This window comes from Kitasatospora sp. NPDC048365, from assembly GCF_043200835.1.
In the GTDB taxonomy this organism is placed as follows: Bacteria; Actinomycetota; Actinomycetes; order Streptomycetales; family Streptomycetaceae; genus Kitasatospora; species Kitasatospora terrestris.
On record NZ_JBICYJ010000002.1, the window covers coordinates 210,945 to 223,718 of the forward strand.

The 12,774-nt window shown below is 73.8% G+C and carries 14 protein-coding genes; 4 read left to right on the forward strand and 10 right to left on the reverse strand.

The annotated features are described in order from the left end of the window. Positions 1–23 precede the first annotated feature (23 nt). Entirely contained in the window at positions 24–656 is a 633-nt protein-coding gene (locus ACGFX4_RS02705) for a Pr6Pr family membrane protein (protein WP_393069626.1), read from the reverse strand. Positions 657–863: 207 nt separating this feature from the next. Here ACGFX4_RS02705 and ACGFX4_RS02710 point away from each other — a divergent pair, with 207 nt between their 5' ends. Continuing rightward, positions 864–1,595, forward strand: a complete 732-nt coding sequence (locus tag ACGFX4_RS02710; RefSeq protein WP_393069628.1) for an alpha/beta fold hydrolase — start codon at positions 864–866, stop codon at positions 1,593–1,595. A gap of 33 nt (positions 1,596–1,628) precedes the next feature. Here the strand turns inward: ACGFX4_RS02710 and ACGFX4_RS02715 are convergent, their stop codons facing one another. Continuing rightward, complete coding sequence (locus tag ACGFX4_RS02715; protein WP_393069629.1) at positions 1,629–2,096, reverse strand: histidine phosphatase family protein; 468 nt, start codon at positions 2,094–2,096, stop codon at positions 1,629–1,631. 368 nt (positions 2,097–2,464) lie between these two features. Between ACGFX4_RS02715 and ACGFX4_RS02720 the strand changes: the two genes are divergently transcribed. Next, on the forward strand, positions 2,465–2,686 hold the full coding sequence (locus tag ACGFX4_RS02720) for a CbtB domain-containing protein (RefSeq protein ID WP_393069631.1): 222 nt from the start codon (positions 2,465–2,467) through the stop codon (positions 2,684–2,686). Between the two features lie 23 nt (positions 2,687–2,709). Then, positions 2,710–3,465 carry a CbtA family protein gene (locus ACGFX4_RS02725; protein WP_393069633.1) on the forward strand — a complete coding sequence of 252 codons (756 nt, stop codon included), beginning with the start codon at positions 2,710–2,712 and terminating at the stop codon, positions 3,463–3,465. A 9-nt stretch (positions 3,466–3,474) separates the two neighbouring features. On the opposite strand, the gene ACGFX4_RS02730 is transcribed toward ACGFX4_RS02725, so the two are convergent. The 3 genes from ACGFX4_RS02730 to ACGFX4_RS02740 are packed head-to-tail and all read right to left on the reverse strand — an operon-like array spanning position 3,475 to position 6,577. Continuing rightward, on the reverse strand, positions 3,475–4,338 hold the full coding sequence (locus ACGFX4_RS02730; RefSeq protein WP_393069635.1) for a universal stress protein: 864 nt from the start codon (positions 4,336–4,338) through the stop codon (positions 3,475–3,477). A gap of 49 nt (positions 4,339–4,387) precedes the next feature. Then, positions 4,388–6,037 carry a bifunctional aspartate transaminase/aspartate 4-decarboxylase gene (locus ACGFX4_RS02735; RefSeq protein WP_393069637.1) on the reverse strand — a complete coding sequence of 550 codons (1,650 nt, stop codon included), beginning with the start codon at positions 6,035–6,037 and terminating at the stop codon, positions 4,388–4,390. A gap of 9 nt (positions 6,038–6,046) precedes the next feature. Further along, a complete protein-coding gene (locus ACGFX4_RS02740; protein ID WP_393069639.1) occupies positions 6,047–6,577 on the reverse strand; it encodes a group III truncated hemoglobin in 531 nt (176 codons plus the stop codon). A gap of 109 nt (positions 6,578–6,686) precedes the next feature. On the opposite strand from ACGFX4_RS02740, the gene ACGFX4_RS02745 reads away from it, so the two are divergent. Further along, the gene (locus ACGFX4_RS02745) at positions 6,687–7,676 is read left to right on the forward strand and encodes an aldo/keto reductase (RefSeq protein ID WP_393069641.1); all 990 of its coding nucleotides are present in this window, start codon (positions 6,687–6,689) and stop codon (positions 7,674–7,676) included. A 53-nt stretch (positions 7,677–7,729) separates the two neighbouring features. On the opposite strand, the gene ACGFX4_RS02750 is transcribed toward ACGFX4_RS02745, so the two are convergent. The 5 genes from ACGFX4_RS02750 to ACGFX4_RS02770 all read right to left on the reverse strand — a co-directional run bounded on the left by ACGFX4_RS02750 (position 7,730) and on the right by ACGFX4_RS02770 (position 12,706). Beyond that, positions 7,730–8,305 carry a winged helix-turn-helix domain-containing protein gene (locus tag ACGFX4_RS02750; protein WP_393069643.1) on the reverse strand — a complete coding sequence of 192 codons (576 nt, stop codon included), beginning with the start codon at positions 8,303–8,305 and terminating at the stop codon, positions 7,730–7,732. 286 nt (positions 8,306–8,591) lie between these two features. Beyond that, the gene (locus ACGFX4_RS02755; RefSeq protein WP_393069644.1) at positions 8,592–9,200 is read right to left on the reverse strand and encodes an ATP/GTP-binding protein; all 609 of its coding nucleotides are present in this window, start codon (positions 9,198–9,200) and stop codon (positions 8,592–8,594) included. Next, the gene (locus ACGFX4_RS02760) at positions 9,181–9,642 is read right to left on the reverse strand and encodes a DUF742 domain-containing protein (protein WP_393069645.1); all 462 of its coding nucleotides are present in this window, start codon (positions 9,640–9,642) and stop codon (positions 9,181–9,183) included. Before ACGFX4_RS02760 ends, ACGFX4_RS02755 begins: the two co-directional genes overlap by 20 nt. Continuing rightward, on the reverse strand, positions 9,639–10,058 hold the full coding sequence (locus ACGFX4_RS02765; protein WP_345699858.1) for a roadblock/LC7 domain-containing protein: 420 nt from the start codon (positions 10,056–10,058) through the stop codon (positions 9,639–9,641). Before ACGFX4_RS02765 ends, ACGFX4_RS02760 begins: the two co-directional genes overlap by 4 nt. Further along, positions 10,055–12,706, reverse strand: coding sequence for a nitrate- and nitrite sensing domain-containing protein (locus tag ACGFX4_RS02770; RefSeq protein ID WP_393069647.1), 2,652 nt, complete (start codon positions 12,704–12,706; stop codon positions 10,055–10,057). Before ACGFX4_RS02770 ends, ACGFX4_RS02765 begins: the two co-directional genes overlap by 4 nt. Positions 12,707–12,774: the final 68 nt, after the last annotated feature.

The window sequence follows — 12,774 nt, forward strand, 5'->3', positions numbered from 1 at the left end:
CCCGCTGCGGCCCTGCCGGTCGGTCAAGTATGCACGGCCTGCCGGTGCCGTCCGCGCGGGGCAAGTCTGTTGCCGATCCGGACGATCCCGAGTGCCACGGCCACGAAGAGCAGGGTGATCAGCGCGCAGGCCCCGGCCACCCGGCCGTAACCTCCCCGCCTCGTCGGGTCGAGGAACGGGTACGGGTACCAGTCGACGACGTGCCCGCGGAGCAGGCTGTAGAACAGGTAGAGGAGGGGGAAGGCGAGCCAGCTCGTGACGTGCCGCCAGTCCAGGCGGCGGGTGGCCGGGACGAGCCACCAGTCGGCGAGGACGACCACCGGCATCACCTTGTGCACCACGACGTTCACCCACGGCAGGGCCAGCGGCAGGTGGTAGCCGGAGAGCAGCACCGCGTAGATCACCCCGGTGACGGTCATGTAGAGGACGACGGCGCCGCGCAGCGGGTCGGGGACGCCGGGACGGCCGAGCAGGCCCAGCACGGCGCCGGCGAGCAGGACGAGCATCGCGGCGATGTTGCTCAGGTTGGTGAAGTAGCCGAAGAAGTTGACCATCGAGCCGTTCCGGGTGGCGGAGTGGTACGCCTGGGTGCCGAGCGCGACGGCCGCGAGGACGCCGAACACGAGCCGGCCGATGGTGACTGCGCGCTCCCGCATGCCCCTCCTCGCTCGGTATGTCGATCACATGATCGGCGTGCGATGCACTCGGGTGGCGGGAGGCTGACCGGGGGCCGACCGACTGTCACCCGTTCGGCGGGGTACGCCGATGCGGTGGAGGGTGCGTCAGGTCGGGGCCGCCGGCGGCCCCGACCGATCGTCCCACCGGTAGAGTCCGAACCGGTTAAGTACTGATCGGGGAGAGTCGTGACGGCATCAGGCGTACCGCCCATCGTCTTCGTGCACGGGACGCGGTTCAGCGCCGGGCAGTGGAGCCCTCAACTCGCCGCACTCCAGGAAGACTTCCGGGTGGCCGCCGTCGACCTCCCGGGCCACGGCGCCCGCTCCGCCCAACCCTGGAGCCTGGGCACGGCGACGGAGATCATCGCTTCCGCCGTGGACTCGCTGGCCTGCGGACCGGCCCTGGTCGTCGGGCACTCGCTCGGCGGATACGCCTCGCTGGAGTTCGCACGGCGCTGCCCCGGGCAGCTGCGGGGCCTGGTCCTCGCCGGAGCCAGTGCCTCGACGCGCGGGCCGTGGGCGACGCCGTACCGGTGGGTGGCGGGGCTCGTCCCGCGCATACCGGCGGACCGGTTGGCCCGCTGGAACGACCGACTGCTGCGCCGGCTCTACCCTGCCGAGGTGGTGGAGGCGACCATCCGCGCCGGCTACGCCTTCCACACCCTCCCGGCCGCCTGGGGCGAGGTGCTGGGCCGCTTCGACGCGAGCGCGATGCGGCACGTGGACGGTCCGGTGCTCATTCTGAACGGCGAGAAGGACACCGTCTTCCGGTCCGGCGAGTCGGACTTCGCCCGCGCCCATCCGCGCGCCCGTGTCGAATTGATCCCACGGGCCGGACACCTCGCGAATTTCGACGATCCGGTCGCCTTCACCGACGCTGTCCGCCGCTTCGCCGAACACCTCTCCGTTCACGGCTGAGCCTGTCCTCGGGACGACGGCAGGCCCCGGCCTTCAGGTGGTGGGGGCGCCGAGGAGGAGGTTCCAGCGGTGGTTGTGGTGGGTGAGGTGGGTGAGGGTGAGGGGGCGGACGTCCAGGCGCCAGAAGGTGGTCGGGGGGAGGCCGAGGGCGGTGACGGTGGCGGCGCGGACGACGGCGGGGTCGACGACGGCGAGGACGCGGCCGCCGGTGGCGGCCTGGCCGGCGAGCCAGTGGGAGACGCGTTCGCAGAGGGCGGTGACGCTCTCGCCGCCGTGCGGGGCGGCGTCGGGGTCGGTGAGCCAGGCGGCGAGGCCGGCCGGGGCGTCGGCGGCGATCCGGCCGAGGGTGCGGCCGCGCCAGTCGCCGAGGTCGAGGTCGGCGAGCTCGGGGGCGGGGGCGGCGTCGAGGCCGAGTGCGCGGGCGGTGGTGCGGCACCGCTGCGAGGGGGCGGTCGCGTACCGCAGGGCGCCGGGGAGGGCGGCGTGCACGGGTCCGGTCACGGGCTCGTCCGCGCCGAGTCGCGGTTCGCGCGCGTCGCCGAGCGGCGGTGAGAGAAGCATCACCCGTGCCGTCATCCGCCGTCTCCCGTCTCTGCCCCGCCGGCCCGGTCGTGCCGGTGTTGGCCGTGCACGGACGGCCGCGCGTGCTTCCGCGCGCCCCTCCGCACCTCTTGGCCGAGCTGTCGGGACACGCTACCGTCACCACGACAAATGACGACGGCGTGACGGAAGTCCGGTGAGAGCCCGGCACGGTCGCGCCACTGTGAAACCGCGTCCTGACATCACGTCAGGGGGCGGGGAGTCAGACCCGGCGCCGTCGTCCAGTGCTCCATCGAACGGGACGCGTGTTCCCACCAGGAGGTCAGGTCATGGCTCAGTCCATCGCCCCCGCCGCCGTCGCCGATGCGCCGGCGATCGCCCCGATCTCGCTGAAGGCAGTCGCCCCGTGGGCGCTGTTCGTCGGCATGCTGATGCTGGTCCTGCTGTACTTCGTCGGTGCCGAGCAGGGCGCGACCGCGCTGCTCTCCGGCGAGCAGGTGCACGAGTGGGTGCACGACGGCCGGCACCTGCTCGGCTTCCCCTGCCACTGAGTGCCGGGGAGGGTTCCGCAGCAATGAACAATTCCATCTCGGTGCGCTCGCTCCTGGTCCGCGGCATGCTCGCGGGCCTGGTGGCGGGCCTGCTCGCGCTCGCCGTCGCGTACGTGCTCGGCGAGCCCCACATCGACGCGGCGATCGCCTTCGAGGAGTCGCACGCCCACGACCACGGCGGCGGCGAGGAGGAGCTGGTGAGCCGCGCCCTGCAGTCCACTGCGGGCCTGGCCACCGGCGTGCTGGTGTACGCGGTGGCGCTGGGCGGCATCGCGGCGCTGGCGTACGCGGTGATGCTCGGCCGGATCGGCCGTTTCTCGCCGCGGGCGACGGCGGCGGTGCTGGCCGGGGCGGCGTTCGTCTCGGTGTACCTGGTGCCGTTCCTGAAGTACCCGGCGAACCCGCCGGCGGCGACCGACCCGGCGACGATCAATGAGCGCACGGGCACGTACTTCCTGATGATCGCGCTCAGCGTGCTGCTCGCGCTGGCGGCGACCGTGGTCGGGCGACGGCTGGCCCCGCGCCTGGGCACCTGGTGGGCGACGGTCGCGGCGGGTGCGGTGTTCGTGGCGCTGGTGGCCGCGGCGTTCGCGGTGCTGCCGTCCTTCGACGAGGTGCCGGAGCACTTCTCGGCGGAGCTGCTGTACCGGTTCCGGCTGTCGGCGCTGGCCGTGCAGCTGACCCTGTGGACGGCGTTCGGCCTGGTCTTCGGCCACCTCGCGGAGCGCCTGATCGCCCCGGCGCCGGCGGCCGCGGCGGAGCCCGTCCCGGTGGCGTAGGTCGGATCCCTAGACCGGGACGACCGCGACCGGGCAGTGGGCGTGGTGGAGGACCGCGTGGACGGCCGTGCCGAGGCGCAGGCCGAAGTGCGGGGCGGGCTGGTGGCGGGAGACGACGAGCAGGGAGGCCTGCTTGGACTCCTCCACCAGCGTGGCCGCGGTGGAGCCGGTGAGCTGCCGGGCGTCGACCGTGACCTCCGGGTAGTCCTCGCGGACCGGGTCGCAGGTCCGGTGGACCAGCTGCTCGTGCAGCTGGGCCTCCTCCCCCAGTTCGTCGATCATCGGGGCCATGTGGCTGACGTCGGCGACCGCCGGGGACCAGGTGTGCAGGGCGTCGACGGGCAGTCCGCGCCGGGAGGCGGCCGCGCAGGCGAACCGCAGGGTGGCCTCGTCGCGCTCGTCGCGCACCGCCACCAGAACCGGCCCGCCGGGCTCGGTGACGCCGCGCACCACGACGACGGGACAGCGCGCGTGGGCGCTGACCCGCAGGCTGACCGAGCCGAGCAGCAGGGACGCGAAGCCGCCGTGGCCGCGGGTGCCGACCACGGCCAGTTCGGCGTGTTCGGCGGCGGTGAGGACGGCTTCGGCGGCGTCGCGCGGGACGACGTCCCCGGTCACCCGGAGTTCGGGGTGGGCGGCGCGGAGCTTGCCGAGCGCCGTGTCGAGCAGGCTCTCGGCGTCGCGCAGGATCAGGTCGGTGACCGTGGCGCTGGTGCGCGGGGAGAGGGTCACCGTGCCGGTGTTGACGGCGTGCACCAGGTGGAGGGCGCAGTCGCGCCGGCCGGCCTCGCGGGCGGCCCACTCGGCGGCGGCCTCGGCGTGCGCCGAGCCGTCGATGCCGGCGACGATCCCGGCGGGGGTCCTGTTGTTCATGATCGGCTCCTGGGGTTTTTGCGAAGCCTTTGTCTCCAGGATGCGCCCGTCAGCCCGTGGAGGCCTGCCATTCGTCCCGGTAGTCCTGGAAGATCTGCTTCAGGTGGTGGCCGATCTTGAGGTAGTCGAGGTCGTCCAGGTTGGCGAGCGAGACCCGGATCGACCAGGCGGGGCCGTCGAAGCCGCCGCCGCCCAGCAGGACGACTCCGGTCTGCTCGGCGAGCCGGAAGAGCGGCTCGGCCGGCTCGTAGGTCTGCTCCAGGTAGCGGGCGAAGTCGGTGCCCGCGGTGAGTTCGGCCTGGGCGAGCAGGTCGAGCTCGACGTAGTAGCCGGCCCGCTTGGGGTCCTCGGCGATCCGCATGCCGGAGCCTTCGAGCAGCAGCTCCAGACGCCGGCGGAGGATGCCCCGGATCCGCTCCTTGTAGGCCCTGCCCTCGGGCATCAGGCCGAAGAGCGAGAACAGGGTCATCTGGGCCTGCTGCGGCAGTGAGAGGCCGGCCGTGTGGTTGAGCGCGACCTGGCGGGAGTCGGCGACCAGGCGGTCGATGAAGCGGAGCCTGCCCGGCTCCAGGGTGAGGATGCGGTAGCGCTCGGCGAGCCGGGCCTGCTCGGTGGCGGGCAGCCGGGCGAGGGCGTCGTCGACGACGTTGTCGCGGTGCAGGCCGATGACGCCGAGGCGGTGGCCGGTGCAGCCGAAGTGCTTGGAGTAGGAGTAGACGAGCAGGGTGTTGCGGGGCAGTTCGGCGGCGAGGGTGCGGAAGCCCTCGACGAAGGTGCCGTAGACGTCGTCGGTGACGATGATCAGGCCGGGGTTGTCGCGGGTGACGATGTCCTTGATCTGGCCGGCGACCCGGGCGGAGAGTTCCAGCGAGGGCGGGTTGGACGGGTTGACCAGGCAGACCAGCTTGACCGTCGGGTCGGCGAGCTTGGCGACCTCCTCGGTGGGGTAGCGCCACTCGCGGAGGCCGGCCTCGGTGAAGCTGGAGGCCTCGACGGTGACCACGTCGAAGCCGTAGTCCTCCAGCCCGGGGATCTCGATGTACGGGGTGAAGACGGGGACCATCAGGGCGATCCGGTCGCCCTTGTGCAGGATGCCGTTGCGCACCAGCGAGTCGAAGACGTAGCACATCGCGGCGGTGCCGCCCTCGGTGGCGAAGAGGTCGAGCCGGTCGGCCGGGGGCCGGCCGGCCATCAGTTCCTCGTGCAGGTAGCCGGTGACGATCCGCTCGGCGTGCACCAGCATCCGGTCGGGGAGCGGGTAGTTGTCGCCGATCGCGGAGTCGGCGAGTTCGTGGACGAGCGCCTCGCGGTCGAGGCCGAAGCGGTCCACGGCGAGCCGGATCGAGTCGGTGAGCAGCTCGATGCCGGGGAGCCCGGGGTGGGTGCGGGCGAAGCGGTCGTAGCGCTCGGCGATGCCCTGCCGTTCGGGCATGCCGCCGAGGTCGTCGGCGGTCCAGACCCGGCGGGACTCGGTGAGGGCGAAGTGGCCGAGGGCGAGCATGGCCTCGCGCGGGCCGGTGGCGATCCAGTTCGGGTTGCCGCGGCCGGCGTTGAGCAGGTGGGCGGCGGACTTCTCCTTCTGGCCGGGCCGGGCCCGCCGGTACGCCTCGGCGAGCTCGACGAACCGGCCCTTCAGCTCGAACGGGCTCAGCTGGGCCAGGCGGCGGATCTCGTCGCGGCTGATCGAAGGCTTGCTCATGCCTCCGGTCTAACACGCGTCCCCGGGTGCCGGCTGCGAGGCGAGGACGGAGGCGTGGCTGCGTGTCGGGTCCTCGACCGCGGCGACCGGGGTGAGCGGGGGCACGGTCCGCAGCAGGACGGCGGCGAGCGGGACGAAGCCCTGACCGGGGCCGTCGGTGTCCGGGCCGGCGGTGCGGCGGAGCATCGCGACGGCGATCCGCTCGCCCTGGGCCTTGGCCCGGTCGGCGAGCGGGCCGGTGTGGGCGCCGTCGACGGCGGCGTGCCAGAGCTGCACCCAGCGCCCGAAGTGCTCGGCGGTGAGCGGCTGCCGCCGGTGCAGGGCCTGGTGCGGGGCGAAGGCGTTGCGCCGGTACTCGGCGGTGCGCAGCAGCGCGCTCTCCCAGAAGTCGGTGATGTGCGGGAGGTGGCGTTCCAGGTCGAGCCGCGCGATCTCGGTGAACCAGGGGCCGATCAGCGGGTCGGCGAAGGCGGCGGCGTAGAAGCGGCGGAGCAGCCGTTCGAGGTCGGCCCGGTCGGTGATGTCGGGGCGGTCGGACATCCGGGGCTCCTCTCGGGGGCATCGGGGCCTTCAGGGTACGGCGGGCCGGTGGCGGCCGGACAGGGCCGTTGGTCCCGGCCGGCGGGGCCGGCCTGGCAGGATGTGCGCCATGACCTACCTTGCCGCGGATGACCGCTATGCCTCGATGACCTACCGCCGGGCCGGGCGCAGCGGCGTGCAGCTGCCCGCCGTCTCGCTCGGGCTGTGGCACAACTTCGGCGACACCCAGCCGCTGGACGTCCAGCGGGCGGTGCTGCGCCGGGCGTTCGACCGGGGTGTCACCCACTTCGACCTGGCGAACAACTACGGCCCGCCGTACGGCAGTGCGGAGAAGAACTTCGGCACGCTGTTCGCGCAGGACTTCCGCCCGTACCGGGACGAGATGTTCATCGCCTCGAAGGCGGGCTACGACATGTGGCCGGGCCCGTACGGTGACGGCGGCAGCCGCAAGTACCTGCTGGCGAGCCTGGACCAGTCGCTGACCCGGATGGGTCTGGACTACGTGGACGTCTTCTACTCGCACCGCCACGACCCGGACACTCCGCTGGAGGAGACGATGGGGGCGCTGGACTCGGCGGTGCGGTCGGGCCGGGCGCTGTACGCGGGCATCTCCAACTACCCGGCGGAGCAGCACCGGGAGGCGGTGGCGATCCTGCGCGAGCTGGGGACGCCGGTGCTGATGAACCAGGCGCGGTACTCGATCCTGGACCGCGGTCCGGAGGAGGGCCTGCTGGAGGCGGTGGGCGACACCCAGACCTCGCTGATCGCCTACTCCCCGCTGGCCCAGGGCCTGCTGACGGACCGATACTTGAGCGGCGAGGTGCCGGCCGGGTCGCGGATGTCGGTCGGGCACTTCCTGCGCGAGGAGGCGCTGACCGGCGCGAAGCTGGAGAAGCTGCGCGCCCTGGCGAAGGTCGCCGAGCGGCGCGGGCAGTCGCTGGCGCAGCTGGCGCTGTCCTGGGTGCTGCGGGACGAGCGGGTGGTGTCGGTGATCATCGGCGCGAGCAGCGTGGCGCAGCTGGACCAGAACCTCGACGCGCTGGCGGCCGGCCCGCTGAGCGAGGAGGACCTGGCGGAGATCGACCGGCTCAGCCGGTAGTGGTGCGCGGAGGGGGTGCCGGGCGCGCGCCCGGCACCCCCTCCGACGTTCCGTCAGGCCGCGGCGGGCGCGTACTTGTAGCCGACCCGGCGGACGGTGACGATCGAGTCGCGGTAGGCGGCGCCGAGCTTGCGGCGCAGCCGGGCGACGTGGACGTCGACGGTGCGGCCGTCGCCGATGTGGCCGTAGCCCCAGACGGCGTTGACCAGGTGGTCGCGGGTGTGCACCCGGTGCGGGTGCGCGGTGAGGTGGGCGAGCAGCTCGAACTCGAGGTAGGTGAGGTCGAGCGGGCGGCCGTCGGCGTGCGCGGTGCGCCGCTCGGTGTCGACGCTGATGCCGTGGCCGGCCTGGCTGGCGGGGCGCAGCGGCAGGACCGGTGCGGGCTCGGGCTGCTCGGCGCGCTCGTCGGGGACGACCACGAGGTAGCCGACCAGCGGCTGCCGGCCGACGGCGCCGAGCTGGGCGAGCAGCGCCTGCGGGAGGGCGGACTGCGGGAGGGAGGCCACCACGGTGGCGCCCTCGGGGAGTCCGGCGGGGCGGGGGCGGCGGTCGGTGTCGGCCGGCAGGGACCGGACGGCGCGCAGGTGCGGGGTGACGGTGGAGGTGGACTCGAGCAGGTACGACGTCATGGCAGCGACTCTCCGTGAGCGCAGGGGTGGATGGGGGCTTGGCGGAGAGTCAGCGACAGCAGGCGCTGCAGAAGAGCGCGTGGTCGATGTACCGGCGGACGGTCAGCACCGGCAGGACGGGGGCGGGCGGCACGGCGGCACGCATGCGCGTCGCGGTCATGGCCCCTCCCCCGGGTACGTCGGAATGTGTCCCCCAGAGAGTTCCACGGGATCGCCACCGGGCGCAACCTCCCGGCAGCAAACGGTCACCATGCGGACAGATCCGTCCCGCATCCCGGACAGACCGTCAGGCGGCGACCGTTCCCCAGGCGTGCTGGACCAGCCTGATCAGCAGTTCCTTGCCGTCCTCGCGGCGGCGGGCGTCGCACAGCAGCACCGGCACCGCCGGGTCCAGGTCGAGCGCGGCGCGCACGTCGTCGGGGGCGTACGCCTCGGTGCCCTCGAAGCAGTTGACCGCGACCACGAACGGGATGCCGCGCTGCTCGAAGAAGTCGACCGAGGGGAAGCAGTCGGCGAGCCGGCGGGTGTCGGCCAGCACCAGGGCCCCGAGCGAGCCGCGCGCCAACTCGTCCCAGACGAACCAGAACCGGTCCTGCCCGGGGGTGCCGAACAGGTACAGCGCGAGGCCGGGCTTCAGGTCGATCCGGCCGAAGTCCATGGCGACCGTGGTGGTGCGCTTGGCCTCCACCCCGGCGGTGTCGTCGACCGGGCGGCCGCGCTCGCTGAGCACCTCCTCGGTGCGCAGCGGGCGGATCTCGCTGACCGCCCCGACCAGGGTGGTCTTGCCCGCGCCGAAGCCGCCCGCGACCAGCACCTTGAGCGCGGTCGCGCCCCAGAGCCGCTGGCCGGCGGCGGAGGCCGGGTCGGAGGTCGGGTCAGAGTGCACGGAGGCCATTGATCACGTCCCGCAGCAGGCGCTCGTCCGGTTGCGCGGAGAGCTGGACGGGCCGGGTGACGCTGATCAGGTCGGCGTCGTGCAGGTCGCCGAGCAGCACTCGGACGACGCTCACCGGCAGGTCGGTGTAGGAGCCCAGCTCGGCGACGCTGAGCGGCTCCTCGCGGCACAGCGCCAGGATGGCGTGGTGCTCGGGGTCGAGGTGCGGCTCGGCGGCGCTGCCGGGCGGCCCGGACCGGTCGACGGCGGTGACCAGGGAGATCAGGTCGAAGAGTCCGTCGTCGACCGCCCGGGCGCGGCCGCGGGTCATCGAGAACAGCCTGACCACCGGCCCCGCCTCGTCGTCGAACCAGCGGTCGTCGACGGGGGTCCGGGGGGTGAACAGGTCGAGCGCCGGCTCGGTGTCCTCGTCGCCCATCGGCTCGGTCATCTCCTCGCTCATCTCCCCGGCGGGGCGGTCTCGGTGCGCGGTTCGGCGGCCAGGTGCTCGCCGACCCGCTTGACCAGCAGGGCCATCTCGTAGGCGATCTGGCCGACGTCGGACTCGGCGTCGCTCAGCACCGCGAGGCAGCTGCCGTCACCGGCGGCGGTGATGAACAGGAACGCCTCGTCCAGCTCGACCATGGTCTGCCGGACACCACCCACGTCGAAGTGCCGGCCGGCGCCCTTGGCGAGGCTGTGGAAGCCCGCCGCGACGGCGGCCAGGTGCTCGGCGTCCTCCCGGCCCAGGCCGCTGGAGACGCCGGTGGCCAGGCCGTCGCTGGAGAGGATCACCGCATGCCTCAGCGTCGCCACGCGGCCGACCAGGTCGTTGAGGAGCCAGTCGAGGTCCCCGGACGGCTGTGATGTTGCGGTCATGATTCGGTTCCTTCTGCGGGTGCGGGTGGTGCGGGTGGTGCTTCGGACGCCGGAACGGCGGGACGGGTCGGGGCGGCCGGCAGGGCCTGCGGGACGGGCGGCGAGGGCAGGGCGACCCGCAGCCGGACCGGTCCGCCGAACGGCGGCACCGGCTGCGGTGCCGGCCGCGGTGCCGGCTGCCGCTCGGGCTGCGGCGAACTGCCGCCCGGCTCCGGGGCGTTGCGGACCACGGTGAGCGAGGCGGGCTGCAGCCGGTCGCCCCGGCCGCGGGCGAAGCCGCGCTGGAAGGAGGCGAAGGTGGCCCTGGCCTCCTCGGGGCTGCGCTCGCGGCCCTGCTCGGCGCCCTCGTCGGCGGCGGTCTTCAACTGCGGTGCCAGGTTGGCCTGGCGGACCCGGCGGGGCAGCAACCCGCCCGCCACCGGGACGGGTTCGGGTGCGGGGCGCGGGGCCTCCGGGACGTCCGGCACGGTCGCGGGCGGGGTGACCGGCGCGTCCGTCTCCTCGGCGCGGCGGTGCCGTCCGGTCCCGGCCTCCGGGGTGCCGGCCGCGCGCCGCCGGGGCAGGCCGCCGGGGGTGGTGGCGGGTTCGGCCGCCGAGGGGCGCGGGCCGCCGAGCGGGGCCGGCCCGACCGCGTGGGCCCGGCCGGCACGGACCGGTTCGGTGCCGCCGACCGGGGCCGCCGGGGCGCGCCCGTGGCCGCTGTCGTCGGGTCCGCCGGCGACCGCGCGGGCGGCCGCCTCCGGGCCCATCTCCGAGGGGTCGGCGAGCAGTTCGCGCGGGACCAGGACGATCGCCGAGGTGCCGCCGTACGGCGAGGGGCGCAGGTGCACCCGGATGCCGTGCCGCCGGGCCAGCCGGCTGACCACGAACAGGCCCAGCCGGTCGGTGTCGGCGAGGTCGAACTCCTGCTCCACCGCGAGCCGCTGGTTGATCTCCTCGAGCGCCTGCTCGCTCAGGCCGAGGCCCCGGTCGTCGATCTCCAGGCTGAAGCCGTGCGCGACCACCTCGCCCTGCACCGTGACCTGGGTGTGCGGCGGGGAGAACACCGCGGCGTTCTCGACCAGTTCGGCGATCAGGTGGGTGACGTCGGCGACCGCGCTGCCGAGCAGGCCGGTGCCGGGGAAGGGGCGGACGATCACCCGGGCGTAGTCCTCGACCTCGCCGACCGCGGCGCGCACCACGTCGACCATCCGCACCGGCTTGCGCCAGGCGCGGCCCGGCGAGCCGCCGGACAGGATGATCAGGCCCTCGGCGTGCCGGCGCATGCGGGTGGTCAGGTGGTCGAGCCGGAAGAGGTCCTCCAGCTCGCGCGGGTCCTCGGTGCGCCGCTCCATGGTGTCCAGCAGGGTGAGCTGGCGGTGCAGCAGCACCTGGCTGCGGCGGGCCAGGTTCACGAACACCGCCGCGATGCCGCGGCGCAGTTCGGCCTGCTCGACGGCGGCCTCCACGGCGACCCGCTGGACGTCGCTGAAGGCCCGGCCGACCTGGCCGATCTCCCCGCTGCCGAAGTCCAGCTCGGGCGCCTCGGCGGCGACGTCCACCTGCTCGCCGCGGCGCAGCCGCAGCATCAGGCCGGGCAGCCGGGCACCGGCCAGGTCGAGCGCGGCGTTGCGCAGGCCGATCAGCTCGCGGGCCAGGCCGCGGCCGATCCGGTAGGAGATCATCACCGACAGGACGACCGCGAGCAGGCCGACGGTGCCGGCCACGCCGCCGCGGACCAGCGAGTTGACCGCGTAGGAACGGGCCTGGTCGCCGATGCCGGCGGCCAGCCGGGTGTTCAGGTCGGACAGGTCGGCGAGCACCTTGTCGGCGGTCTCCCGCCACGGGTCCTCGCGGTTGCCGCGGACCTCGGTGACCCGGTTCTGCGCCTCGTCGAAGGAGCGCTCGGCGGTGGCCAGCTGCTGCCAGGTGGCGCCGTTCTGGAGGCTGCGGTACGCCAGCTGGTCCTGCGGGTCGAGCTCGGCGACGTAGATCCGGAACAGCGCCTGCTGGCTGTGCATCGCGTCCAGCGCGGCCTGCACCTTGCGGTCGTCCGGGTTGGGGGTCAGCCGCAGCGCCTGCATGGCGGCGGCCTCCCGGGAGAGGTACTCGCGGGCGCGGACCAGCTCGACCAGGATGGTGCCCTGCCGGGGCAGCCGGCCGCTCTGCCGGGCGACGAACGCCGAGCGGAAGGTGAAGACCGGCTGGATCAGGTCGCTGTAGTCCTTCAGCGTGCCGTCCCAGCTGCCGCGGCCCTGGTCGATCGGGCTGCGGATGGCCGAGAGCTGGTCGGCCAGGGTCAGGATGTCCTGGTAGCGGGTGCGCTGGTCGGCGTCGAGCTTGCCGGCGGCCGAGCTCTCCGCCTGGTAGCGCAGCAGCTGCAGGTCGCGGTCGGTGACCGCCTGGGCCTGCTTGTACGCGTCGGCGGAGGCCCGGTTGCCGGGCTCGGCGAGGCGCAGCACGGCGGCCTCGCGCTCGGCCTGCAGGTCGCGGGCGTACTGGTCGGCGGGGCTGCCGAAGGCCTTGTAGGTGGTGCTGACGTCGAGCTGTTTCCACACGTCACCGGTGGTCACGAGCGTCGCGTACACCCACAGTCCGCCCAGCGCCACGATGGGCACCAGGAGCAGCGCGATGATCCTCGCGCGGATCGAACTGCGGCGCAGACGCATGGGGTCCTCGGTCGGGGAGTTGCCGGGTGCGGACGGGATTGCGGTACGAGCTGCGCGAGCCTACTACG

Excerpts from the sequence above, each read along its gene's own strand:
- ACGFX4_RS02705 (WP_393069626.1), bottom strand. The coding sequence starts at position 656 with ATGCGGGAGCGCGCAGTCACCATCGGCCGGCTCGTGTTCGGCGTCCTC.
- ACGFX4_RS02720 (WP_393069631.1), top strand. The coding sequence starts at position 2,465 with ATGGCTCAGTCCATCGCCCCCGCCGCCGTCGCCGATGCGCCGGCGATC.
- ACGFX4_RS02725 (WP_393069633.1), top strand. The coding sequence starts at position 2,710 with ATGAACAATTCCATCTCGGTGCGCTCGCTCCTGGTCCGCGGCATGCTC.
- ACGFX4_RS02730 (WP_393069635.1), bottom strand. The coding sequence starts at position 4,338 with ATGAACAACAGGACCCCCGCCGGGATCGTCGCCGGCATCGACGGCTCG.
- ACGFX4_RS02735 (WP_393069637.1), bottom strand. The coding sequence starts at position 6,037 with ATGAGCAAGCCTTCGATCAGCCGCGACGAGATCCGCCGCCTGGCCCAG.
- ACGFX4_RS02740 (WP_393069639.1), bottom strand. The coding sequence starts at position 6,577 with ATGTCCGACCGCCCCGACATCACCGACCGGGCCGACCTCGAACGGCTG.
- ACGFX4_RS02745 (WP_393069641.1), top strand. The coding sequence starts at position 6,687 with ATGACCTACCTTGCCGCGGATGACCGCTATGCCTCGATGACCTACCGC.
- ACGFX4_RS02750 (WP_393069643.1), bottom strand. The coding sequence starts at position 8,305 with ATGACGTCGTACCTGCTCGAGTCCACCTCCACCGTCACCCCGCACCTG.
- ACGFX4_RS02755 (WP_393069644.1), bottom strand. The coding sequence starts at position 9,200 with ATGGCCTCCGTGCACTCTGACCCGACCTCCGACCCGGCCTCCGCCGCC.
- ACGFX4_RS02760 (WP_393069645.1), bottom strand. The coding sequence starts at position 9,642 with ATGAGCGAGGAGATGACCGAGCCGATGGGCGACGAGGACACCGAGCCG.
- ACGFX4_RS02765 (WP_345699858.1), bottom strand. The coding sequence starts at position 10,058 with ATGACCGCAACATCACAGCCGTCCGGGGACCTCGACTGGCTCCTCAAC.
- ACGFX4_RS02770 (WP_393069647.1), bottom strand. The coding sequence starts at position 12,706 with ATGCGTCTGCGCCGCAGTTCGATCCGCGCGAGGATCATCGCGCTGCTC.